18 protein-coding genes, 1 tRNA gene and 3 rRNA genes are annotated in these 24,500 nt (G+C 54.6%); 21 read left to right on the forward strand and 1 reads right to left on the reverse strand.

The window, feature by feature from the left end:
• Positions 1 to 15: 15 nt before the first annotated feature.
• The 11 genes from argB (at position 16) to hemB (ending at position 10,724) form a co-directional block, all read left to right on the forward strand.
• Entirely contained in the window at positions 16 to 789 is a 774-nt protein-coding gene (gene argB, locus CKQ53_RS06075; protein WP_094117864.1) for an acetylglutamate kinase, read from the forward strand.
• A gap of 116 nt (positions 790 to 905) precedes the next feature.
• The gene (argH, locus tag CKQ53_RS06080) at positions 906 to 2,279 is read left to right on the forward strand and encodes an argininosuccinate lyase (protein WP_118894779.1); all 1,374 of its coding nucleotides are present in this window, start codon (positions 906 to 908) and stop codon (positions 2,277 to 2,279) included.
• Positions 2,280 to 2,447: 168 nt separating this feature from the next.
• The gene (rmuC, locus tag CKQ53_RS06085; RefSeq protein WP_094117863.1) at positions 2,448 to 3,956 is read left to right on the forward strand and encodes a DNA recombination protein RmuC; all 1,509 of its coding nucleotides are present in this window, start codon (positions 2,448 to 2,450) and stop codon (positions 3,954 to 3,956) included.
• Between the two features lie 159 nt (positions 3,957 to 4,115).
• Positions 4,116 to 4,871 carry a bifunctional demethylmenaquinone methyltransferase/2-methoxy-6-polyprenyl-1,4-benzoquinol methylase UbiE gene (gene ubiE / locus CKQ53_RS06090; protein ID WP_085650787.1) on the forward strand — a complete coding sequence of 252 codons (756 nt, stop codon included), beginning with the start codon at positions 4,116 to 4,118 and terminating at the stop codon, positions 4,869 to 4,871.
• A 14-nt stretch (positions 4,872 to 4,885) separates the two neighbouring features.
• Entirely contained in the window at positions 4,886 to 5,491 is a 606-nt protein-coding gene (ubiJ, locus tag CKQ53_RS06095; protein WP_094117862.1) for a ubiquinone biosynthesis protein UbiJ, read from the forward strand.
• Positions 5,491 to 7,128, forward strand: a complete 1,638-nt coding sequence (gene ubiB / locus CKQ53_RS06100; RefSeq protein WP_085650789.1) for a ubiquinone biosynthesis regulatory protein kinase UbiB — start codon at positions 5,491 to 5,493, stop codon at positions 7,126 to 7,128. The genes ubiJ and ubiB overlap by 1 nt, the downstream gene beginning before the upstream one ends.
• 78 nt (positions 7,129 to 7,206) lie before the next feature.
• Positions 7,207 to 7,470 carry a Sec-independent protein translocase subunit TatA gene (gene tatA / locus CKQ53_RS06105; protein ID WP_094117861.1) on the forward strand — a complete coding sequence of 88 codons (264 nt, stop codon included), beginning with the start codon at positions 7,207 to 7,209 and terminating at the stop codon, positions 7,468 to 7,470.
• A gap of 3 nt (positions 7,471 to 7,473) precedes the next feature.
• Positions 7,474 to 7,998, forward strand: a complete 525-nt coding sequence (tatB, locus tag CKQ53_RS06110; RefSeq protein ID WP_094117860.1) for a Sec-independent protein translocase protein TatB — start codon at positions 7,474 to 7,476, stop codon at positions 7,996 to 7,998.
• A gap of 3 nt (positions 7,999 to 8,001) precedes the next feature.
• Positions 8,002 to 8,763, forward strand: coding sequence for a Sec-independent protein translocase subunit TatC (gene tatC / locus CKQ53_RS06115; RefSeq protein ID WP_085650791.1), 762 nt, complete (start codon positions 8,002 to 8,004; stop codon positions 8,761 to 8,763).
• Positions 8,764 to 8,902: 139 nt separating this feature from the next.
• Positions 8,903 to 9,697: a 3'-5' ssDNA/RNA exonuclease TatD gene (gene tatD, locus CKQ53_RS06120; RefSeq protein ID WP_085650792.1), complete on the forward strand. Its 795-nt coding sequence runs from the start codon at positions 8,903 to 8,905 to the stop codon at positions 9,695 to 9,697.
• Positions 9,698 to 9,701: 4 nt separating this feature from the next.
• Positions 9,702 to 10,724 carry a porphobilinogen synthase gene (gene hemB / locus CKQ53_RS06125; RefSeq protein ID WP_085650793.1) on the forward strand — a complete coding sequence of 341 codons (1,023 nt, stop codon included), beginning with the start codon at positions 9,702 to 9,704 and terminating at the stop codon, positions 10,722 to 10,724.
• 12 nt (positions 10,725 to 10,736) lie between these two features.
• Here hemB and rfaH read toward each other — a convergent pair whose 3' ends face one another.
• Positions 10,737 to 11,225: a transcription/translation regulatory transformer protein RfaH gene (gene rfaH / locus CKQ53_RS06130; protein WP_085650794.1), complete on the reverse strand. Its 489-nt coding sequence runs from the start codon at positions 11,223 to 11,225 to the stop codon at positions 10,737 to 10,739.
• A gap of 123 nt (positions 11,226 to 11,348) precedes the next feature.
• On the opposite strand from rfaH, the gene ubiD reads away from it, so the two are divergent.
• From ubiD to rrf, 10 genes are all read left to right on the forward strand, one after another.
• On the forward strand, positions 11,349 to 12,845 hold the full coding sequence (ubiD, locus tag CKQ53_RS06135; RefSeq protein WP_094117859.1) for a 4-hydroxy-3-polyprenylbenzoate decarboxylase: 1,497 nt from the start codon (positions 11,349 to 11,351) through the stop codon (positions 12,843 to 12,845).
• 54 nt (positions 12,846 to 12,899) lie between these two features.
• Complete coding sequence (gene fre, locus CKQ53_RS06140) at positions 12,900 to 13,601, forward strand: NAD(P)H-flavin reductase (RefSeq protein ID WP_085650796.1); 702 nt, start codon at positions 12,900 to 12,902, stop codon at positions 13,599 to 13,601.
• Between the two features lie 245 nt (positions 13,602 to 13,846).
• A complete protein-coding gene (gene pepQ, locus CKQ53_RS06145) occupies positions 13,847 to 15,178 on the forward strand; it encodes a Xaa-Pro dipeptidase (RefSeq protein ID WP_094117858.1) in 1,332 nt (443 codons plus the stop codon).
• Positions 15,178 to 15,792, forward strand: a complete 615-nt coding sequence (locus CKQ53_RS06150; RefSeq protein WP_094117857.1) for an IMPACT family protein — start codon at positions 15,178 to 15,180, stop codon at positions 15,790 to 15,792. Before pepQ ends, CKQ53_RS06150 begins: the two co-directional genes overlap by 1 nt.
• Positions 15,793 to 15,837: 45 nt before the next feature.
• Positions 15,838 to 17,289 carry a Trk system potassium transporter TrkH gene (gene trkH, locus CKQ53_RS06155; RefSeq protein WP_085650798.1) on the forward strand — a complete coding sequence of 484 codons (1,452 nt, stop codon included), beginning with the start codon at positions 15,838 to 15,840 and terminating at the stop codon, positions 17,287 to 17,289.
• Between the two features lie 19 nt (positions 17,290 to 17,308).
• Positions 17,309 to 17,848 (forward strand): menaquinone-dependent protoporphyrinogen IX dehydrogenase, encoded by a 540-nt coding sequence (hemG, locus tag CKQ53_RS06160; protein ID WP_085650799.1) that lies wholly within the window; start codon positions 17,309 to 17,311, stop codon positions 17,846 to 17,848.
• Positions 17,849 to 18,223: 375 nt separating this feature from the next.
• Positions 18,224 to 19,765: ribosomal RNA gene (locus CKQ53_RS06170) — 16S ribosomal RNA — on the forward strand.
• Between the two features lie 137 nt (positions 19,766 to 19,902).
• Positions 19,903 to 19,978, forward strand: a tRNA-Glu gene (locus CKQ53_RS06175).
• 222 nt (positions 19,979 to 20,200) lie between these two features.
• A 23S ribosomal RNA gene (locus CKQ53_RS06180) occupies positions 20,201 to 23,108 on the forward strand.
• A gap of 105 nt (positions 23,109 to 23,213) precedes the next feature.
• A 5S ribosomal RNA gene (gene rrf / locus CKQ53_RS06185) occupies positions 23,214 to 23,329 on the forward strand.
• Together the 16S, 23S and 5S rRNA genes with 1 tRNA gene alongside form the textbook arrangement of a ribosomal RNA operon.
• Positions 23,330 to 24,500 lie beyond the last annotated feature (1,171 nt).

Raw genomic sequence — 24,500 nt, forward strand, 5'->3', positions numbered from 1 at the left:
GAGGCGCAAAGACCCATGAATCCGTTAATTATCAAGCTAGGCGGCGTACTGTTGGATAGTGAAGAGGCGCTGGAGCGTTTGTTCGACGCGCTGGTTGAGTATCGCCAGCAGCATCAGCGCCCTCTGGTTATCGTGCACGGCGGGGGTTGTCTGGTCGACGACCTGATGAAAAAGCTGTCGCTGCCCGTCGTGAAAAAGCAGGGGTTGCGCGTTACGCCTGCCGATCAAATCGACATCATCACCGGCGCGTTAGCGGGTTCCGCGAACAAAACGCTGTTGTCATGGGCGGTTAAGCACGGTATCCAGTCGGTCGGACTGTGTCTGGCTGACGGCGGGAGTACGGTGGTGACGCGTTTGGATGAAGCGCTGGGTCATGTCGGCAAAGCGGACGCGGGTTCTCCCGCTCTGCTGACGACGCTGCTGGGGGCGGGTTATCTGCCGGTCATCAGCTCCATCGGCATCACCGCTGAGGGTGAACTGATGAACGTTAATGCCGATCAGGCGGCGACGGCGCTGGCTCAGACGCTGGGCGCGGATCTGATTCTGCTCTCTGACGTTAGCGGTATTCTGGACGGCAAAGGTCAGCGCATCGAAGAAATGACGGCGGAGAAAGCCGAGACGCTGGTCGCCCAAGGCATCATCACCGACGGCATGGTGGTCAAGGTCAATGCCGCGCTCGACGCCGCGCGCGCGCTGGGTCGTCCCGTGGATATCGCCAGCTGGCGTCATGCCGAGCAACTGCCGGCGTTATTTAACGGCGTCTCCATCGGCACACGTATTTCGGCGTAATACTGCGTTATTAACAGCTGACTTGCCCGTCTTGGGCGAGTCAGCGTAAGACAGCGTTTCTGGCGGGCGATGGAGTGCCATCCGCTCGCAATCATTTAATACCGGGAGTTAAAGTTATGGCTTTGTGGGGCGGACGGTTTAGTCAGGCAGCAGATCAACGTTTCAAACAGTTCAACGATTCACTGCGGTTCGATTACCGTTTGGCGGAACAGGACATCACGGGCTCCATCGGGTGGTCTAAAGCGCTGGTGACGGTTAATGTACTGAGCGAACAGGAACAGCAGCAGTTGGAACAGGCGCTGACGGTCCTGTTAAAGGAAGTTCAGGCCGATCCGCAGGCTATTGTGCAAAGCGATGCCGAAGATATTCATAGTTGGGTGGAGCAACGCCTGATTGAGAAGGTGGGCGATCTGGGCAAAAAGCTGCACACCGGCCGTAGTCGAAACGATCAGGTCGCCACTGACCTGAAACTGTGGTGCAAAGCGCAAATCGGTGAACTGAGGGAGACCCTTCGGCATCTGCGCGAGGCGCTGGTGGCGACGGCGGAGGCGAACCAGGATGCGGTCATGCCGGGTTACACGCATCTTCAACGCGCTCAGCCGGTAACGTTCGCTCACTGGTGTCTGGCCTACCACGAAATGCTGGCGCGTGACGAAAGCCGTTTAGCCGATACGCTGGCTCGTCTGGACGTCAGTCCGCTGGGCTGCGGCGCGCTGGCGGGAACGGCCTATCCCATCGATCGTGAACAGTTGGCAGGCTGGCTCGGTTTCGCCTCTGCGACACGCAACAGTCTGGATACGGTGTCCGACCGCGACCATGTGCTGGAACTGTTGTCCAACGCGTCTATCGGCATGGTGCATCTGTCGCGTTTCGCCGAAGACCTGATTTTCTTCAACAGCGGGGAAGCCGCATTCGTCGAACTGTCTGACCGTGTGACGTCCGGTTCCTCCCTGATGCCGCAGAAGAAAAACCCGGATGCGCTGGAGCTGATCCGCGGCAAATGCGGACGCGTTCAGGGCGCGCTGGCGGGCATGATGGTCACGCTGAAAGGGTTGCCGCTGGCTTACAACAAGGACATGCAGGAAGACAAAGAAGGTCTGTTTGATGCGCTGGATACCTGGCACGACAGCCTGATGATGGCCGCACTGGTACTGGAAGGCATTCAGGTTAAGCGCCCTCGTTGCCAGGAAGCGGCAGAACAGGGCTATGCCAACGCCACCGAACTGGCGGATTATCTGGTGGCAAAAGGCGTTCCGTTCCGTGAAGCGCACCATATTGTGGGCGAGGTGGTGGTAGAAGCTATCCGTCAGGGAACCGCGCTGGAAGCCTTGTCATTGGACGAACTGAAAAACTTCAGCGACGTCATTGAAGACGACGTGTATCCGGTGCTGTCGCTGCAGTCCTGTCTGGACAAGCGTGCGGCGCAAGGCGGCGTGTCTCCGCAGCAGGTCGCGGCGGCTATCGCGGCAGCGAAGCAAAGCTTATCCTGATGAACGAAGGAGGCGGATTTTTCCGCCTCCGTTTCATCCATTCTTGAATCCGCATCGTATTTCCTCCCTTTTTTCCTTCAAATTCCGGCAATGACCTGAATCCTTTCTGGACATCCATACAGCATGCTTTTACCTTGACGGGCAGCGGCAAGAGAACCCGGAGGCGGTGTGGTAATCACCCTTTTTTACGGCATTGGCGGAGGCGTTGTCGGTCTGATGATCGGCTGGCTGGTGGCGAGTTTATTACAACAGCAGCGTCATACGCGCTACGAAACCGAACGACAGTTGCAGGAGCAATCCCTCCAGCAGGCGCATCAGGCCCTGAGCGAGAGCCGGGAGGCGCGCCAGCAGGATCAAACGCGACTGAACGATCAAGAGCGCGAGCTTCGGCTTTTGCACGGCCAACTGGCGGCAGGTCAGGAAAAGCTGCTGCAAATGACGGCGCTGCGGGCCGAATGCGAACAGCTCAATCAGGAACTTCGCGCGCTGCGGGAGGCCAATGGCGCTCAGGAAGCGGAATTGCGCGAGGTAACGATCCGCCTTGAGGAGACGCGGCTGGCGGCGGAAGAAAAACAGCGCCTGCTGGTCAACAGCGAGCAGCGCCTGTCGGCGCAGTTCGAAAATTTGGCCAACCGTATTTTCGAGCAAAGCGGCCGGAAGGTCGACCAGCAGAATCAGTTGAGCCTGGATCGGTTGCTGACGCCGCTTCGGGAACAGCTCGACGGTTTTCGCCGTCAGGTACAAGAGAGTTTTGGCGAAGAAGCCCGCGAGCGTCACACGCTGGCGCACGAAATCCGCAATCTCCAGCAGCTTAACGCCCGCATGACGCAGGAGGCTGTTAACCTGACTCAGGCGCTGAAAGGCGACAACAAAACGCAGGGAAACTGGGGCGAAGTCGTCCTGAGTCGGGTGCTGGAAAGCTCCGGGCTTCGGGAAGGGCATGAGTATCAGACGCAGGTCAGCATACAGACCGGGAGCAACGGCAGGATGCAGCCTGATGTCATCGTCCGGTTGCCGCATGGAAAAGACGTGGTGATCGACGCCAAAATGTCGCTGGTGGCGTATGAACGCTATTTCAATAGCGAAGACGACCTCGACAGGAGCGCCGCGCTCAATGAACATTTGGTCTCTATACGCAGCCATATACGATTGCTCGGCAGCAAAGATTATCAGCAGCTTCCGGGATTGCGTTCGCTCGACTATGTGCTGATGTTTATTCCCGTGGAGCCTGCATTTCTGCTGGCCATCGACCGACAGCCTGAGCTGATCACCGAGGCGCTCAAAAATAACATTATGTTGGTCAGTCCGACCACGCTGCTGGTAGCGCTTCGCACCATTAACAACCTGTGGCGCTATGAGCAGCAAAGTCGCAATGCGCAACAAATCGCAGAGCGGGCGTCCCGGCTATACGACAAGCTGCGGCTGTTCGTCGACGATATGACCACGTTAGGACAAAATCTGGACCGGGCTCAAAGCAGCTATCATCAGGCGATGAAAAAAGTCGCGTCCGGTCGTGGAAACTTGATCGGCCAGGCCGAGGGATTTCGTTCTCTCGGCGTTGAAATCAAGCGGCCCATTAAAACCTCGCTGATCGCGGATAGTGATGTGGTGGGCGTGGCGTCTCATACCGACGACGATACGCCGAGTGACACGTTTCATGACGAAAAATCCGGTTAGCGCGCCTATGGGGGCGGTGTAAACTTCTGACGGGGCGCGGGCTGATACACCCGCGCATCAGCCCCCAGCGGCAAAGAAGGGCAGTGGCTTTTAAGCGGGGTCTGTTACACTCTTCGTAAGTGGGGGAGACCCAGATTTTGACAATAGCAGGCGGATAACATGGCAGACGATTCGGAGAAAACAACGCACTTTGGTTATCGCACCGTGGCGAAAGACGACAAAGAGACCATGGTTGCTGACGTTTTTCATTCTGTGGCGGCAAAGTACGACTTGATGAATGACCTGATGTCTTTCGGCATCCATCGTATCTGGAAACGCTTTACCATCGAATGCAGCGGTGTCCATCGCGGCCAACGCGTACTGGATTTGGCTGGCGGCACCGGCGACCTGACGGCGAAATTCTCGCGTCTGGTCGGCGAGGAAGGGGAAGTGGTGTTGGCGGATATTAACGCGTCGATGCTGCAGGTAGGCCGCGAGAAGTTGCGTAACAAAGGCGTCATCGGCAACGTCAGCTACGTGCAGGCGAACGCAGAGGCCTTGCCGTTCCCCGATAACACGTTTGATTGCATCACCATCTCGTTCGGCCTTCGCAACGTGACCGAAAAAGAGCAGGCGCTGCGCTCTATGTTTCGCGTATTAAAACCGGGCGGTCGTCTCTTAGTGCTGGAGTTTTCCAAACCGACGACGAAAGCGTTGAGCAAAGTCTACGATCTCTACTCTTTCCACGTGTTGCCGCGCATCGGCGAAATGGTGGCGCGCGATGCCGGCAGTTATCGCTATCTGGCGGAGTCTATCCGCATGCATCCGGATCAAGACACGCTGAAGTCCATGATGGGCGACGCGGGCTTCGACAACGTCAATTATTACAATCTGACCGGTGGGGTGGTTGCCCTGCATCGCGGATTTAAATTCTGAGTCTGAATATGCCAATGCGGATAATGCCTGTGCTGACGGCGGCGCTGGAAACGGCGCTCAACCAGTTACTGTTTCGTGATCGGAGCATGAAGGCCGCCCGTCAGCGCCTGCACGGAAAAACGCTGCGTATCGATATCGCCGAGCTGCGTGCGCCGCTGGTGCTGATTTTCAGCGAAGAGCGGCTGGACGTCGTCAGCCAGTGGGCGTCGACGCCGGATTGCCAGTTGATCACCCAACTGTCTGCGCTGATTCAATTGCGTGATCGTCAGCAGTTGTCTGCGTTGATGCGCAGCGGCGAACTGACGTTGGAAGGTGATATTCAGGTGGCACAGCAATTCATCGCGCTGCTCGATCTGGCAGAAATCGATCCGGCGGAATGGCTGGCGCCTTACGTAGGAGATATTGCTGCGGAAGGTCTGAGTCAGACTGCCCGTAAAACGGTCGGCGCCGTCAGCGGACTTCTTTGCCGCCAACGGCATTATCTGTCGGAAACGCTGACCGAAGAGTGGCGGCTGCTTCCGGGAAAACTGGAGGCGATGTGGTTCGGGGACGAAGTCGAGGCCTTGGATCACGCGGTGGACGCACTGTCTGAAAGATTGTCAAAACTGGAGGAAACGTGATGACGCCGGGGGAATTAATTCGCCTTTATCGCATTGTCTGGGTACTACTGAGCTACGGACTTGACGAACTGATCCCACGCGTGCCGCTGACGCTTCCTGTCCGTGTCGTACGTCGACTGTTATTCTGGTTGCCTAATCGTCATCAAGATCAATCCTTGGGCGAGCGTCTGCGTCTGGCTCTGCAAGATTTGGGGCCGGTCTGGATCAAATTCGGTCAGATGATGTCTACCCGGCGTGACCTGTTTTCTCCTGCCATCGCCGACCAGCTAGCGAAATTGCAGGATCAGGTTGAGCCTTTCGACGGCGAGCTGGCGCGTCAGCAAATCGAAAAATCGATGGGCGGCAAGCTGGAAAACTGGTTCGACGATTTTGACGCCAAACCGTTGGCTTCGGCTTCCATCGCTCAGGTGCACACGGCGAAGTTGAAATCAACGGGTAAAGATATCGTCATTAAGGTCATTCGCCCGGACATCCTTCCCGTCATTCAGGCCGACATTAGACTGATGAAACGGCTGGCCAGTTGGCTGCCCCTACTGATGCCGGACGGCCGTCGCTTGCGGCCTCGCGAAGTGGTGCGGGAATATGAAAAAACGCTGTTGGATGAGTTGAATCTCCTTCGGGAAGCCGCCAACGGCATACAGCTACGACGCAACTTCGAAAACAGCGGACTGCTGTACGTGCCGGAGGTCTATTCGGACTATTGCACCGAGCGGGTACTGGTGATGGAGCGGATTTACGGTATTCCGGTGTCGGATATGGAAGCGTTGAAAACGCACGGCGTGAATCTGCCCCTGCTGGCGGAACGCGGGGTTCAAGTCTTTTTCACCCAGGTTTTCCGCGACAGTTTCTTCCATGCTGACATGCATCCCGGCAACATTTTCATCAGCTACGAGCACCCCGAAGATCCCCTTTATATCGGCATTGACTGCGGTATTGTCGGCTCCTTGAATAAGGAAGATAAACGCTATTTGGCGGAAAACTTTATCGCTTTCTTTAACCGAGACTACCGTCGTGTGGCTGAACTGCATGTCGATTCCGGCTGGGTGCCTGCGGACACCAATGTCGAAGAGTTTGAGTTCGCGATTCGTACCGTCTGCGAGCCCATATTCGAAAAGCCGTTAGCAGAAATTTCTTTCGGTCATGTATTATTGAACCTCTTCAACACGGCGCGCCGCTTCAATATGGAAGTTCAGCCGCAGTTGGTCTTGCTGCAAAAGACGTTGCTCTACGTCGAAGGTATTGGGCGTCAGCTGTATCCGCAGTTGGATTTATGGAAAACGGCCAAGCCGTTTCTCGAAACCTGGTTGAAAGACCAGGTGGGTATACCCGCCATGGTGCGCGCATTTAAACAAAAAGCTCCGTTTTGGGCGGAAAAATTGCCTGAAATTCCTGAACTGCTCTATGACGGACTTCGCCAGCACAAGAAGCTGCGTGAAAGTATGGAACACTTAGCGAATGAACTCCGCGTTCAGCGGGTACGGCACGGTCAGTCTCGCTATCTTCTTGGCGTCGGCGCGGCGCTGTTGGTGAGCGGTACGGTCTTGCTGGCCAGCCATATTGAAGCGAACATTGTGCCTTCTGGCATGATCGCCGCTGGGATTGTTGCCTGGATTGTGGGTTGGCGCTGTACGCGTTGAATAAGATCGTAATCAGTAGCATGATTGCCGTTATAAAACACGGCAGTTTGATAATCCCTTTGCATAAGAGGTAGTGACATGGGCGGTATTAGTCTCTGGAATTTGTTGATCATCGCGGTCATCGTGGTGCTGCTGTTCGGGACCAACAAATTAAGAACGTTAGGTTCGGATCTCGGTGCTTCCATCAAAGGTTTCAAGAAAGCCATGAGCGACGATCAAACGTCTGCCTCGGATGAAAAGGCGCAGCAGCAGCAGGACGCGGATTTCAACACGAAAACCGTTGCTGAACAGCAGCCTGAAACGAAGCAGGAAGAAAAGAGTCAGTCAAAAGAGCGGGTGTAATCGGTGTTTGATATCGGCTTTAGCGAACTGCTGTTGGTGATGGTTATCGGACTGGTGGTGTTAGGTCCGGAGCGTCTCCCAGTGGCGGTAAAAACGGTAGTGGGCTGGATTCGCGCTTTACGCTCTCTGGCGTCAACGGTGCAAAACGAACTGGTTCAGGAAATGAAACTGCAAGAGTTGCAGGAAAGCCTGAAGAAAGTGGAACAAGCCAGCAACCTGGAGAATCTTTCGCCTGAACTCAAAGCGTCAATGGACGAGCTGAAGGAAGCGGCGGATTCCATGAAGCGTAGCTACACGCTGGATGAAGAAACGAAAGGCAATGCGCCTAGCCAGCCGTTGAACGACCCCGAGGCTGCCCATGATGGCGTGATCGACCACGAAACGGCGCCGGTGTCTCCGGTGACGGAAAAAACCGTCGAGGCCCAGAGTCAAACCGCGGACAACATCGCGGGCGAGTCTGGCAAGGTGAAAACCTCATCGCCTGCCGTTACGCCTTCGTCCCCCTCTCAACCACGTGATGATCATTAATCTATGGCCGTTGATGAAACCCAGCCGCTGATCAGCCATTTGATCGAGCTTCGTAAGCGGTTGCTGAATAGTATTCTTTGTGTACTGGCAGTCTTTGTGGTGTTGGTTTATTTCGCGAACGATATCTACCAGATCGTCTCCGCACCGTTGATAAAACAGCTGCCCGCTGGCGCCAGCATGATTGCGACCGATGTCGCCTCGCCGTTCTTTACCCCTATCAAACTGACCCTGATTGTCTCGGTGTTTGCCTCCGCGCCGTTGGTGCTATATCAGGTCTGGGCCTTTGTCGCGCCTGCGCTGTACAAGCATGAACGTCGCCTGATGATGCCGCTGTTGTTCTCCAGCAGCCTGTTGTTCTATCTCGGCATGGCGTTCGCTTATTTCATCGTCTTTCCGCTGGCGTTCAGTTTCTTCGCCCAGACGGCGCCCGCTGGCGTGATGATTGCGACAGATATCAATAATTATTTGGATTTCGTCATGGCGCTGTTTATGGCGTTTGGCGTGTCGTTTGAAGTGCCGGTGGCGATTGTGCTGTTGTGCTGGAGTGGCGTGGTGACACCGCAAGAGCTGAAGCAAAAACGTCCCTACGTGCTGGTTGGCGCATTTGTCGTGGGCATGTTGCTGACGCCACCGGACGTCTTTTCCCAAACGCTGCTCGCGATACCGATGTATCTGTTGTTTGAGATAGGGGTCTTTTTTGCCCGTTTCTACGTCGGTAAAGGACGTCGGAATGACGAGGAAAATCCGGAAGACCCTGCCTCATAACGGCAGAGTTCGCTGGAAATGCCGGCGACGCCGCAGCGCGGTTAAAACGTCATATTGGACACCTCTCGTCGAGAGGTGTTGTTTTTTGAGGGTCTCGTGACTGACGGGACAACGGATGTTAATCGCAGGACTGACGTTAATGTTTGATATTGGAGTTAACCTCACCAGCTCACAGTTCGATAAAGATCGCGAACAGGTCGTGCAGCGTGCCCGCGAGGCGGGCGTCACCGGTCTGCTGATCACCGGCACCAGCGCCGAGGAAAGCGCGCAGGCACTGGCATTGAGCGAAGCCGTTCCGGATTACTGCTGGTCGACCGCAGGCGTTCACCCCCATGACGCCAGCACGTGGACAGACGCGGTGGCGGAACACATTCACCGGTTGGGTCAGCATGATAAGGTTGTCGCTATTGGCGAATGTGGTCTGGACTTTAACCGTAATTTCTCTTCTCCCGAACAGCAGGAACAGGCGTTCAGCGCACAGCTGGCACTTGCGGCCGAGCTGTCTCTGCCGGTGTTTTTGCACTGTCGCGATGCGCACGAACGCTTTATGACATTATTAACGCCGTGGCTGGATAAGCTGCCCGCTGCCGTTGTTCACTGTTTTACGGGAGATCGTCAGGCACTGGACGACTGCCTGCATGCCGGATTGATGGTAGGCATCACCGGCTGGGTTTGCGATGAACGCCGGGGTTTGGCGTTGCGCGAACTGCTGCCGCACATTCCAGATGAGCGGCTGCTATTGGAAACGGATGCGCCCTATTTGCTACCGCGGGATTTAGATCCTAAACCGACTTCCCGACGTAATGAGCCCTGTCATCTTCCCCATATTATCCGGCAGGTTGCCGCCTGGCGCGGACAAGACGCCGTTTGGCTGGGGGAAATGGCGGATGACAATGCCCGCCGGGTTTTCCGGCTGGGTTCGACTGGAGAATAATTCTATGAGCACTGCTTTTCCCGGCGCATTCCCTGGACGACGTCTGCGCCGACTGCGTCGTCATGACTTTAGCCGCCGACTGGTGGCCGAAAATCAGGTGACGGTAAATGACCTCATCTACCCTGTGTTTGTCATGGAAGGAAAGGGGCTACGTCAGGAAGTGCCTTCCATGCCGGGCGTTTTCCGTTTGTCGATCGACGAATTGGTGAAGGAAGCGGAGATTGTCGCAAAACTGGGTATTCCGGTGCTGTCGCTGTTTCCTGTGATCGAGGCGGATAAAAAGTCGCTGCACGCAGAAGAGTCCTACAACCCGGATGGGTTGGTACAACGTGCGGTGCGTGCGTTGAAGTCTGCGGTGCCTGAGCTGGGACTGTTGACGGACGTAGCGTTAGATCCCTATACCACCCACGGTCAGGATGGGATCATCGACGACGACGGCTATGTCGTGAACGACGTGACGAAAACCATCTTGGTTCGCCAGGCGCTATCTCATGCAGACGCAGGCGCGGAAATCGTGGCCCCCAGCGACATGATGGACGGCCGTATTGGCGCTATTCGCAGCCAGCTGGAAACGCAGGGACTGGTTAACACCCAGATCATGGCGTACTCGGCCAAGTATGCCTCCTGTTTTTACGGCCCGTTCCGCGATGCGTTGGGTTCCTCCGGTAACCTGAAAGGCGGCAACAAGAAAACCTATCAGATGGACCCGGCGAACGGCGCGGAAGCGCTGCAGGAGATTGCCCAGGATCTGCAGGAAGGCGCAGATATGGTGATGGTGAAACCGGGTATGCCGTATCTCGATGTGGTCCGTCAGGTGAAAGAGACCTTCGGAGTGCCGACGTTCGCCTATCAGGTTTCCGGTGAATATGCGATGCAGATGGCGGCGATTCAAAACGGCTGGTTGCAGGAACAGCCGGTGGTGATGGAGTCCCTCATGTGCTTCAAACGCGCCGGTGCGGATGGCGTGTTGACTTACTTCGCGAAACGCGTGGCGCAGTGGCTGCGTGAGGAATCTCTGCAGCGCTAACGGCAATCACCGTCAGCATTTTTTGAACTGGCGGTTATCGATGCTCTGCTTAACCTGTTTATTCAGCAGGTTAAGCAGCAGCATAGAGCGTGCCTCACCATCGGGCTCCGCATAGATGGCTTCCAGCCCGTTGAATGTCCCTTCCGTAATCGTCACGGTGTCGCCCGGCTGAGGCGTCTCCGGATCTGTCATCACTAGCGTTGGATTCAGCGCGAGTTCGTCAATGACACCCTGTGGCACCACCGCGGGCAGCGCGCCAAAGCGCACGAAGTGGCTGACGCCGCGCGTTGCGCTAATCGTGGTAGTGTGAATGTGCTCGGGATCGAATGCGACAAACAGATAGTTTGGAAACAGGGGCTCGCTGACCTCGGTACGTTTTCCGCGCACAATCTTTTCAACGGCAATCATCGGGCTCAGGCAGTTGACCGTCTGACGCTCCAGATGCTCTTTTGCCCGCAGCAACTGCCCGCGCTTACAGTAAAGTAGATACCAGGATTCCATAATTTCACTAATCTATTGCAATTTTCGGCCAGAATAACAAAAGCGGCTCGGGATAAATAGCGTCCGCAGGAAGCGACAGTTTGTAGAAGAAACTTTATAATAAGTGCACCACCGAACGTCCTGATGATCAGCATGAAATACCGTGATTTACGTGAATTCCTTTCCCTTCTCGAAGATAAGGGTGAGTTGAAACGCATTACCCAGCCCATCGATCCTCATCTTGAAATGACCGAGATCGCGGATCGCACCCTGCGAGCCGAAGGTCCGGCGCTGCTGTTCGAAAACCCGATCGGCTACGACATGCCGGTCTTGTGTAACCTGTTCGGTACGCCGAAACGCGTTGCATTAGGAATGGGGCAGGATGACGTCAGCGCGTTGCGGGATGTCGGCCGACTGCTGGCATTTTTGAAAGAGCCTGAACCGCCACGTGGATTCCGTGACTTGATGGACAAACTTCCCCGCTTCCGTCAGGTCCTGAACATGCCGACGAAGCGTGTGTCGTCCGCTGCCTGTCAGGAGCATGTGTGGCAGGGGGACGACGTGGACCTGACGCGAATTCCCGTGATGCACTGCTGGCCGGGCGATGCGGCCCCCCTGATCACCTGGGGACTGACGGTCACCCGAGGTCCGTTCAAGGAGCGCCAGAATCTCGGTATCTATCGCCAACAGGTGCTGGGTAAAAACAAACTGATCATGCGCTGGTTGTCTCACCGGGGCGGTGCGCTCGACTTCCAGGAATGGTGTCAGGAACACCCCGGTGAACGTTTCCCCATCGCGGTGGCGCTGGGAGCCGATCCGGCGACAATCCTCGGCGCGGTGACGCCAGTCCCGGATTCGTTATCCGAATATGCCTTTGCCGGACTGTTGCGCGGCCATAAAACCGAGGTGGTGAAATGTCTGTCCTGCGATCTGGAAGTGCCAGCTAGCGCGGAAATCGTGCTGGAAGGGTACATTGAGCCGGGAGAGCTGGCGGAGGAAGGGCCCTACGGTGATCACACCGGCTACTATAATGAGGTCGATAAGTTCCCGGTCTTTACGGTGACGCATGTGACTCAGCGGCAGAACGCGATTTACCACTCAACTTACACCGGCCGTCCGCCGGATGAGCCAGCGGTACTGGGCGTCGCGTTGAACGAAGTTTTCGTGCCGCTGCTGCAGAAACAGTTTCCGGAGATCGTCGACTTTTATCTTCCGCCTGAGGGCTGTTCTTACCGTCTGGCGGTCGTTACTATGAAGAAGCAGTACGCCGGGCATGCTAAGCGGGTGATGATGGGCGTGTGGTCGTTTCTGCGGCAGTTTATGTACACCAAATTTGTTATCGTCTGCGACGATGATATCAATGCCCGGGACTGGAAAGATGTCATTTGGGCGATCACGACGCGGATGGACCCGGCACGAGATACGCTGTTAGTGGAAAACACGCCTATCGACTATCTCGACTTTGCTTCGCCGATTTCCGGGCTTGGCTCCAAAATGGGGCTGGATGCAACCAATAAATGGCCGGGCGAGACCCAACGAGAGTGGGGCGAACCGATAACCAAAGATCCGCAGGTTGTGGCCCGCATCGATGCCATCTGGGATGAGTTAGCCATTTTCGATGACAGCGGCAAGCGGCGCTAATCGACCGTTACCGCCATTTCCCATTTCGTTTAGATGACCCTACAGAGGGAACGCATGACAACATTGAGCTGTAAAGTAACATCAGTAGAGACGATTACCGATACGGTTTATCGGGTTCGTTTATTACCTTCAGCCCCGTTTTCCTTCCGTGCCGGCCAGTATCTGATGGTAGTGATGGACGAGCGGGACAAGCGCCCGTTTTCTATCGCTTCGACGCCGATGGATACCGATTTTATCGAGCTACACATTGGCGCGTCGGACATGAATCTTTACGCGATGGCTGTAATGGATCGCATTCTAAAAGAAGACACTCTGGAAGTGGATGTTCCGCACGGCGAGGCCTGGCTGCGAGACGACAGCGATCGTCCGTTGATTTTGGTTGCGGGCGGCACCGGCTTCTCTTATGTCCGTTCGATCCTGCTGACCGTGCTGGCCCATCAGCCGCAGCGCCCGGTCTCTATCTATTGGGGCGGTCGGGAACCTCAACACCTCTATGATTTGGGTACGCTGGAGTCGCTGGCGGAACAGCATCCGAATTTGCAAGTTGTGCCGGTGGTTGAACAGGCGGAAGACGGCTGGCGTGGGCGCACTGGTACGGTGCTGAGCGCGGTACTGCAAGACTTCGGCTCGTTGGCGGATCATGATATCTACATCGCGGGTCGGTTCGAAATGGCGAAAGTCGCGCGTGAACGTTTCTGTAACGAGCGTGGCGCACAGCAAGAACGTCTGTTCGGTGACGCATTCTCCTTCATTTAAGACCTTCCTTTCGCAATAACCGGCTTCGTACATCACGGGGCCGGTTGCCTATGTATGTCCTAACCGCTCGTGCGTGAATCATTGCTGATTGTCCGTCTTCCATTTCGCCGTTCGGCGACGTCTTTGGCTTTGCCTGTGGGAGTGCGTAACAACACCCTGTGGTACTCCTGCGTCAGGGGGCGACCCTGCCGGATCCCCGGCGCTGTGTTAACATAAAAAATACGCTGTGGTAGATGGAGATACTGATGGAATCGCTGGCCTCTTTGTATCATCAACATGTCGTGACGCTGCAACAACGCACGCAAGCCGCGCTTGAACGCGACAATCTGGATGCGTTGCTGATCCACTCCGGAGAGCTGTTAACGCTGTTTCTGGATGACCACGATTATCCGTTCAAGGTGAATCCGCATTTCAAAGCCTGGCTGCCGGTGACGCAGGTGCCGAACTGTTGGCTGTGGGTCGATGGGCTGAACAAGCCGCGCCTGTGGTTTTATTCCCCCGTGGATTTTTGGCACAGCGTCTCTTCACTGCCGGATAGCTTTTGGACCAAAGAGTTCGATATCCAGGTGCTTCGAGATGCCGACGATATCGGTCATGCGCTGCCTGCGGCGCGTCAGAACGTGAGCTACATCGGCAGCGCCACACAACGCGCAGTCGATCTTGGCATCACCCCTGAGCACATCAATCCCCGGAGCGTGTTGAACTACCTTCACTATTACCGCGCCTACAAAACGGATTATGAGCTGGCGTGTATGCGCGAAGCGCAGAAAACCGCGGTATCGGGCCATCGCGCGGCGCTGGAAGCGTTCCAGTCCGGTATGAGCGAGTTCGATATCAACCTCGCTTATCTGACGGCGACCGGCCATCGAGACAGCGACGTGCCTTATGACAACATTGTGGCGCTGAACGAGCATGCCGCGGTGTTGCACTACACCCAACTGAAGCATCACGTTCCAGGCGAAATCCGCAGTTTCTTGATTGACGCCGGCGCGCAATACAACGGATATGCGGCGGACATTACCCGCAGCTATGCCGGTCAGCACGACGGCGATTTCGCCGCGCTGGTCAAAGATCTCAACCATGAACAGCGAGCGTTGATGGATACGTTGAAATCAGGCGTTCGCTATACCGAATATCATGAGCAGATGCATCGTCGGCTGGCCGGACTGCTGAAGCGCCATAAGCTGGTGGGCGGCCTTAGCGAGGAGGCGATGGTTGAGCAAGGGATGACGCGGCCATTTTTACCGCATGGCCTGGGTCATCTTCTGGGGTTGCAGGTCCATGATGTCGGCGGGTTTATGCAAGACGATACGGGCACCACGCTGGCTGCACCCGAATGCTATCCTTATCTGCGCTGCACGCGAATTCTGGAGCCCCGGATGGTGGTGACTATCGAACCCGGACTTTACTTCATCGACTCTCTGCTGGAGCCTTGGCGCGCAGGCGCGCTTCGTCAGCACTTCAACTGGCAGAAGATCGATGCGCTGCGCCCTGCGGGAGGTATTCGTATCGAAGATAACGTCGTGATCCACGACAAGCGTATCGAAAACCTGACTCGCGCGCTTAATCTCGACTGATGTCTTCTTATCCGGTTCCGGCTGAGCAAGTCAGCGTCAGCGAAGAAATTAAAAAAAGTCGTTTTATCAGCGTGATAAGCCCTGCCTGCGGCGTAGAGGCGGCAAAAGCCTTCATCAATACCTTGCGGGAGCAACATCCTGCGGCGGTTCATCACTGCTGGGCTTATGTCGCGGGCGCGCCCGACGATTCTCAACAGTTGGGCTTCTCTGATGATGGCGAACCGGCGGGCACAGCGGGGAAACCGATACTGGCACAGCTGATGGGCAGCGGTATCGGCGAAGTGGCGGCTGTCGTCGTCCGCTATTACGGCGGCGTCAAGCTTGGCACCGGTGGGTTGGTACGAGCTTACGGCGGTGGTGTGCAGCAGGCGTTGAAACAAATGACACTCACGCAGCGCGTGTTGCTGCAGGAGTATCAGCTACAGTGTGATTACCCGCTGCTGGCTCCCGTCGAAGCTATCGTGCGTCAGTTAGAAGGGCAGATTGTGTCGACGGAGTATGGCGCTGATGTCAGGCTCCAACTGGCGTTGCCTTTAAACGCCGCTGATGAGGCGGATCGTCGATTGCGAGATATTAGTCGCGGTGCGTTGCAATTACTGCCAATTTCACAATAATCCCAGCGCGAACTCATTGAACTTTTTGTTAAGGAAGGCCCCGTAATGCACTTGCGCGCCATAACCCGCATCGTTGGCCTGCTGGTCATCCTGTTTTCTGGCACTATGTTTATCCCCGGCCTGGTGGCGCTCATTTATCGCGACGGAGCGGGTAAAGCCTTTACGCAGACGTTCATCGCCGCGTTGATTATCGGGCTGGTGCTCTGGTTTCCTAACCGCAAGCATCGCCATGAGCTTAAAGCGCGAGAAGGCTTTTTGATTGTGGTGCTGTTCTGGACGGTGCTGGGAAGTGTCGGGGCGCTGCCTTTTCTGTTTACCGACCGGCCGAACTTAACGATTACGGATGCGTTTTTCGAATCTTTCTCCGGCCTGACGACGACCGGTGCGACCACGTTGGTCGGCTTGGATTCGATGCCTAAAGCTATCCTGTTTTACCGCCAGATGCTGCAATGGATGGGCGGCATGGGGATCATCGTGTTGGCGGTGGCTATTCTGCCGATTTTGGGCGTCGGGGGCATGCAGCTATACCGCGCAGAAATGCCCGGTCCGCTGAAAGATAACAAAATGCGTCCTCGTATCGCGGAAACGGCTAAGACGCTGTGGTTGATCTACCTGCTGCTCACGGTGCTATGTGCGTTGTCTCTTTGGTTAGCGGGGATGCCGATATTTGACGCCATCGGCCATAGTTTTTCGACGATCGCGATAGGGGGCTTCTCAACTCATGACGCGAGCATCGGCTACTTTAATAGTCCAACCATCAATACCATTATTGCCATTTTCCTATTAATTTCGGGCTGTAACTTTGGCCTTCATTTCGCGGTATTGAGCGGGCGCAGCCTGAAAGTGTACTGGCGCGATCCGGAATTCCGCATGTTCATTTTTGTCCAGATGTCTCTGGTCGCTGTCTGTACCGTCGTGCTGTGGTTCCATAATGTGTACAGCTCGGGGATGGATACGCTGAACCAGGCGTTTTTCCAGGTGGTCTCGATGGCGACGACCGCAGGGTTTACGACGGACAGTATTTCGCACTGGCCATTATTCCTACCGGTACTGCTACTGTGCTCAGCTTTTATCGGCGGTTGCGCAGGCTCGACGGGCGGTGGACTTAAAGTTATCCGTATCTTACTGCTGTTCTTACAAGGTTCGCGTGAGCTGAAGAGGCTGGTCCACCCTAACGCGGTCTATACCATCAAACTGGGACAACGCGCGTTGCCGGAAAGAATACTTGAGGCTGTATGGGGATTCTTTTCCGCCTACGCGCTGGTATTTATCGTCAGCATGTTGGCCGTGATTGCGACCGGCGTTGATGATTTTTCGGCGTTTGCCGCCGTTGCAGCTACGCTAAACAATCTTGGTCCCGGTTTGGGCGTGGTGGCGGATAACTTCACCTCAATGAATGATGCTGCAAAATGGATACTCATTTTGACGATGCTGTTTGGTCGTCTCGAGGTATTCACGCTGTTGGTGCTGTTTACGCCGACCTTCTGGCGGGAATAACAAAAGAGGACTCCTTAGAATGAAAGCATTGATCCTGTTTTCGACGACTGATGGGCAAACAGAGGCGATCGCCAATGTCATTGCTGATGAATTGAAAGAGACGCAGGTCTGTGATGTCGTCAATATTGATGATGCCGACAAAATCGAACTGTCTGAGTATGAGAAAATCCTTTTAGGGGCGTCTGTCCGCTACGGGCACTTTGCACCGGCGCTGGATCAGTTCATCCAGCGCAATCTGGTTTTACTGCAAAACAAGCCGAGTGCTTTCTTCTCGGTGAACCTGACGGCGCGCAAACCGGAAAAAAACACGGTGCAAACCAATGCGTATACGCGCAAGTTCTTACTGCGTTGTCCCTGGAAGCCCGACTTGGGGGCGGTATTCGCGGGAGCGCTGCGTTATCCCCGATATCGATGGTTCGATCGCGTCATGATTCAGTTAATTATGCGTATGACGGGAGGAGAAACGGATGCGTCGCGTGAGATTGAATATACCGATTGGCATCAGGTTCGCGATTTCGCTCAGCAATTCGGGCAATTAACGCTGAAAAAAAAGGCATAATGAGGGTTATTGCAACGTATTGATGGAAAAAGACTCGCTTGAATATCTTTTTGCATTTAGCGCTTGTCAGCCCGAAATAACTCCCTATAATGCGCTCCCACTGACACGGCAAAGCGGACAACGCGATGCGGTGACAGTCGAAGAAAAACGAAGAAAGTCGTTGACTTCAAAAGCGGAAACCGTAATATATGCGGCCCGCGGCCACTGAAAGTGGCGCTGCTCTTTAACAATTTAATCAGACAATCTGTGTGGGCACTCACAAGACACTATCGCAACTAGATACGAAAAAGTCTTGAAGAGTGAACAACAGTTAATTCATTACGAATGAACAGTAAATTCTTTGAGCATCGCTATTAACTTAGCAAATCAAGCTTTTAATTGAAGAGTTTGATCATGGCTCAGATTGAACGCTGGCGGCAGGCCTAACACATGCAAGTCGAGCGGCAGCGGAAAGTAGCTTGCTACTTTGCCGGCGAGCGGCGGACGGGTGAGTAATGTCTGGGGATCTGCCCGATGGAGGGGGATAACTACTGGAAACGGTAGCTAATACCGCATAACGTCGCAAGACCAAAGTGGGGGACCTTCGGGCCTCACACCATCGGATGAACCCAGATGGGATTAGCTAGTAGGCGGGGTAAAGGCCCACCTAGGCGACGATCTCTAGCTGGTCTGAGAGGATGACCAGCCACACTGGAACTGAGACACGGTCCAGACTCCTACGGGAGGCAGCAGTGGGGAATATTGCACAATGGGGGAAACCCTGATGCAGCCATGCCGCGTGTATGAAGAAGGCCTTCGGGTTGTAAAGTACTTTCAGCGGGGAGGAAGGGAGTAAGGTTAATAGCCTTATTCATTGACGTTACCCGCAGAAGAAGCACCGGCTAACTCCGTGCCAGCAGCCGCGGTAATACGGAGGGTGCAAGCGTTAATCGGAATGACTGGGCGTAAAGCGCACGCAGGCGGTTTGTTAAGTCAGATGTGAAATCCCCGAGCTTAACTTGGGAACTGCATTTGAAACTGGCAAGCTAGAGTCTTGTAGAGGGGGTAGAATTCCAGGTGTAGCGGTGAAATGCGTAGAGATCTGGAGGAATACCGGTGGCGAAGGCGGCCCCCTGGACAAAGACTGACGCTCAGGTGCGAAAGCGTGGGGAGCAAACAGGATTAGATACCCTGGTAGTCCACGCTGTAAACGATGTCGACTTGGAGGTTGCGGTCTTGAACTGTGGCTTCCGGAGCTAACGCGTTAAGTCGACCGCCTGGGGAGTACGGCCGCAAGGTTAAAACTCAAATGAATTGACGGGGGCCCGCACAAGCGGTGGAGCATGTGGTTTAATTCGATGCAACGCGAAGAACCTTACCTACTCTTGACATCCAGAGAATTTAGCAGAGATGCTTTAGTGCCTTCGGGAACTCTGAGACAGGTGCTGCATGGCTGTCGTCAGCTCGTGTTGTGAAATGTTGGGTTAAGTCCCGCAACGAGCGCAACCCTTATCCTTTGTTGCCAGCACATAATGGTGGGAACTCAAAGGAGACTGCCGGTGATAAACCGGAGGAAGGTGGGGATGACGTCAAGTCATCATGGCCCTTACGAGTAGGGCTACACACGTGCTACAATGGCGCATACAAAGAGAAGCGAACTTGCGAGAGTAAGCGGACCTCATAAAGTGCGTCGTAGTCCGGATTGGAGTCTGCAACTCGACTCCATGAAGTCGGAATCGCTAGTAATCGTAGATCAGAATGCTACGGTGAATACGTTCCCGGGCCTTGTACACACCGCCCGTCACACCATGGGAGTGGGTTGCAAAAGAAGTAGGTAGCTTAACCTTCGGGAGGGCGCTTACCACTTTGTGATTCATGACTGGGGTGAAGTCGTAACAAGGTAACCGTAGGGGAACCTGCGGTTGGATCACCTCCTTACCAAAGTGAAGTGCTAGTGAAGTGCTCACACAGATTGTCTGATGAAAAAGCAAGAGCAAAAAGCGCACCTGTTGATGATGAGTCTCTGACTCATGCTGATGCGGAACGATTAAGCCTGAGGTTTAGTCGGATTTCGTGTCCCCATCGTCTAGAGGCCTAGGACACCGCCCTTTCACGGCGGTAACAGGGGTTCGAATCCCCTTGGGGACGCCATACCGATAATGAGTGAAAGGCATTATCAACCGAATATCTTAAAGATGACTTTAACGAGTCGTGTTTAAGATATTGCTCTTTAACAATCTGGAACAAGCTGAAATTTGAAACGATGCAGCTGAACATATCTCTCCGTGCAGTACTGAGATGTGATTTGGTTGTATCAGAGTCTCTCAAATAATCGCAGCGCGAAGTGTTTTACGAAACACCTTCGGGTTGTGAGGTTAAGTGACTAAGCGTACACGGTGGATGCCTAGGCAGTCAGAGGCGATGAAGGGCGTGCTAATCTGCGATAAGCGTCGGTAAGGTGATATGAACCGTTATACCCGACGATACCCGAATGGGGAAACCCAGTGCAATCCGTTGCACTATCATGTCATGAATACATAGTGACATGAGGCGAACCGGGGGAACTGAAACATCTCAGTACCCCGAGGAAAAGAAATCAACCGAGATTCCCCTAGTAGCGGCGAGCGAACGGGGAGGAGCCCAGAACCTGAATCAGTTTGTGTCTTAGTGGAAGCGTCTGGAAAGTCGCACGACAGAGGGTGATAGTCCCGTACACGAAGAGGCATGAGTTGTGAGTTCGATGAGTAGGGCGGGACACGTGTTATCCTGTCTGAATATGGGGGACCATCCTCCAAGGCTAAATACTCCTGACTGACCGATAGTGAACCAGTACCGTGAGGGAAAGGCGAAAAGAACCCCGGCGAGGGGAGTGAAATAGAACCTGAAACCGTGTACGTACAAGCAGTGGGAGCCTTGATTTATCAGGGTGACTGCGTACCTTTTGTATAATGGGTCAGCGACTTATATTCTGTAGCAAGGTTAACCGAATAGGGGAGCCGCAGGGAAACCGAGTCTTAACTGGGCGTTAAGTTGCAGGGTATAGACCCGAAACCCGGTGATCTAGCCATGGGCAGGTTGAAGGTTGGGTAACACTAACTGGAGGACCGAACCGACTAATGTTGAAAAATTAGCGGATGACTTGTGGCTGGGGGTGAAAGGCCAATCAAACCGGGAGATAGCTGGTTCTCCCCGAAAGCTATTTAGGTAGCGCCTCGTGAACTCATCTTCGGGGGTAGAGCACTGTTTCGACTAGGGGGCCATCCCGGCTTACCAACTCGATGCAAACTACGAATACCGAAGAATGTTATCACGGGAGACACACGGCGGGTGCTAACGTCCGTCGTGAAGAGGGAAACAACCCAGACCGCCAGCTAAGGTCCCAAAGTCATGGTTAAGTGGGAAACGATGTGGGAAGGCCCAGACAGCCAGGATGTTGGCTTAGAAGCAGCCATCATTTAAAGAAAGCGTAATAGCTCACTGGTCGAGTCGGCCTGCGCGGAAGATGTAACGGGGCTAAACCATGCACCGAAGCTGCGGCAGCGACACTTAGGTGTTGTTGGGTAGGGGAGCGTTCTGTAAGCCTGCGAAGGTGGCCTGTGAGGGTTGCTGGAGGTATCAGAAGTGCGAATGCTGACATAAGTAACGATAATGCGGGTGAAAAACCCGCACGCCGGAAGACCAAGGGTTCCTGTCCAACGTTAATCGGGGCAGGGTGAGTCGACCCCTAAGGCGAGGCCGAAAGGCGTAGTCGATGGGAAACAGGTTAATATTCCTGTACTTGGTGTTACTGCGAAGGGGGGACGGAGAAGGCTAGGTTATCCGGGCGACGGTTGTCCCGGTTTAAGCGTGTAGGTGGATGTTTTTGGTAAATCCGGAACATCATTAACACTGAGGCGTGATGACGAGTCACTACGGTGATGAAGTAGCCGATGCCAAGCTTCCAGGAAAAGCCTCTAAGCTCCAGGTAACACGAAATCGTACCCCAAACCGACACAGGTGGTCAGGTAGAGAATACCAAGGCGCTTGAGAGAACTCGGGTGAAGGAACTAGGCAAAATGGTGCCGTAACTTCGGGAGAAGGCACGCTGGTGTTGGTGAAGGGACTTGCTCCCGGAGCTGATACCAGTCGCAGATACCAGCTGGCTGCAACTGTTTAATAAAAACACAGCACTGTGCAAACACGAAAGTGGACGTATACGGTGTGACGCCTGCCCGGTGCCGGAAGGTTAATTGATGGGGTCAGCCGCAAGGCGAAGCTCTTGATCGAAGCCCCGGTAAACGGCGGCCGTAACTATAACGGTCCTAAGGTAGCGAAATTCCTTGTCGGGTAAGTTCCGACCTGCACGAATGGCGTAATGATGGCCAGGCTGTCTCCACCCGAGACTCAGTGAAATTGAACTCGCTGTGAAGATGCAGTGTACCCGCGGCAAGACGGAAAGACCCCGTGAACCTTTACTATAGCTTGACACTGAACCTTGAGCCTTGATGTGTAGGATAGGTGGGAGGCTTTGAAGTGTGGACGCCAGTCTGCATGGAGCCAACCTTGAAATACCACCCTTTAATGTTTGATGTTCTAACGTGGGCCCCTAATCGGGGTTGCGGACAGTGTCTGGTGGGTAGTTTGACTGGGGCGGTCTCCTCCCAAAGAGTAACGGAGGAGCACGAAGGTTAGCTAATCCTGGTCGGACATCAGGAGGTTAGTGCAAAGGCATAAGCTAGCTTGACTGCGAGAGTGACGGCTCGAGCAGGTGCGAAAGCAGGTCTTAGTGATCCGGTGGTTCTGAATGGAAGGGCCATCGCTCAACGGATAAAAGGTACTCCGGGGATAACAGGCTGATACCGCCCAAGAGTTCATATCGACGGCGGTGTTTGGCACCTCGATGTCGGCTCATCACATCCTGGGGCTGAAGTAGGTCCCAAGGGTACGGCTGTTCGCCGTTTAAAGTGGTACGCGAGCTGGGTTTAGAACGTCGTGAGACAGTTCGGTCCCTATCTGCCGTGGGCGTTGGAAGATTGAGGGGGGTTGCTCCTAGTACGAGAGGACCGGAGTGAACGCACCACTGGTGTTCGGGTTGTCATGCCAATGGCATTGCCCGGTAGCTAAGTGCGGAAGAGATAACCGCTGAAAGCATCTAAGCGGGAAACTTGCCCCGAGATGAGTCTTCCCTGGGACCTTGAGTCCCCTGAAGGGCCGTTGAAGACGACGACGTAGATAGGCTGGATGTGTAAGCGTAGCGATACGTTGAGCTAACCAGTACTAATGACCCGAGAGGCTTAACCTTACAACACCGAAGGTGTTTTTAGAGAGACGTATTCAGCTTGTTCGAAGATTGGTTCTGATGGTTGCGTGGAAGTAGGACGTAACGGTTGGGATGAAACAGAATTTGCCTGGCGGCGATAGCGCGGTGGTCCCACCTGACCCCATGCCGAACTCAGCAGTGAAACGCCGTAGCGCCGATGGTAGTGTGGGGTCTCCCCATGTGAGAGTAGGGAACTGCCAGGCATTAATTTAAGTAGAAACCCTCAGCGCAAGCTGGGGGTTTTTGCGTTGGGGCGACGCGGACAGAGCCGCACTGTATCTGCACCGCGCCAGCACACAGCCCTTGTAGTCCCGCCCTTCGGTGATGGACACGGGGACACGATTGATGGCCATGAGTCGGGTTCTGCAAGTGTCTCCGTGGCTCATAAGACCGTTGTGATGACCTATTCCTGCTCAACAGCTTGCTCCCTTTACCCATCCTGACCCCATGCTTCCTTGATTCTGCACCTAGACTTATTTATCCCGCTGGTATCAGTCCTGAGTGAGGTTAAACTCTCTTTTGCCCCTGCTTTGTGATGACTCGGTACTGACCATGCCGATGAGGCGTCGCGCGAAGAGTCTGGCGTGAAATGCGAAAGGGCTGCCATGCGGTGGATAAGCCTGATGATGTCCGCCACCATTTAGACCCAACCCAACCCAACCCAACCCAACCCAACCTCAGGCCCAGACGCGGCTACGCCGCGCCCGGTCAGGTCTGCGCTACGTTTTAATGCTGGCCTGTAAGGTATCTACCGTTGATGCTTGCCGGGGTGATGAGATAACGGGAGCAAACCACCGATCGCTAATTACGCTGTCTTCATTCCTGTACGTTACGTCTCCCGTGACCTCTGTGAGCCCTGACTTCATCGTTCACACACAAGGTCAAGTTCTTCCCGCCGATCTCTGGTGCCACCACAGATCGGCAGTGGCCGGTCACTCGATAACTGAGGCACGGTGCGTCGGCTGTTTTGGTTGGTACATGCACTATCTGCCATTAACTCACTGGCACCACATCAGCGTGCAGTTTTCGCTATTCATCACGATGACCCACTTGGGGCATACTTTTTCACTAGTGTCACCAACGATGATCCCGCGGTTTTCATATTTGTTGCATGAGTGTCTAAGCAACTAGGTACCCAACAACCTTAACGACTGCCGAGGTAACAGCACCTGCGTTACGCGGTGGTCTGAAGGATCTGTTGGTCTATCCAAAACTTCATCTTTAGTTCTGCCCTGAGAGTATTCATTCAATTAGCAATCGATGAGATAGCTTAAGCGGCTTTCTTGCTAGCGAATAGGAGGTTAGTCCCCGTTCAATGAACGATGTCAGGTATTAACGTTAGTGGTAGATAAATGGGCGCTCAGCTTTTGTTCA

The sequence above is a fragment of the Lonsdalea britannica genome (genome assembly GCF_003515985.1).
Taxonomy (GTDB): domain Bacteria; phylum Pseudomonadota; class Gammaproteobacteria; order Enterobacterales; family Enterobacteriaceae; genus Lonsdalea; species Lonsdalea britannica.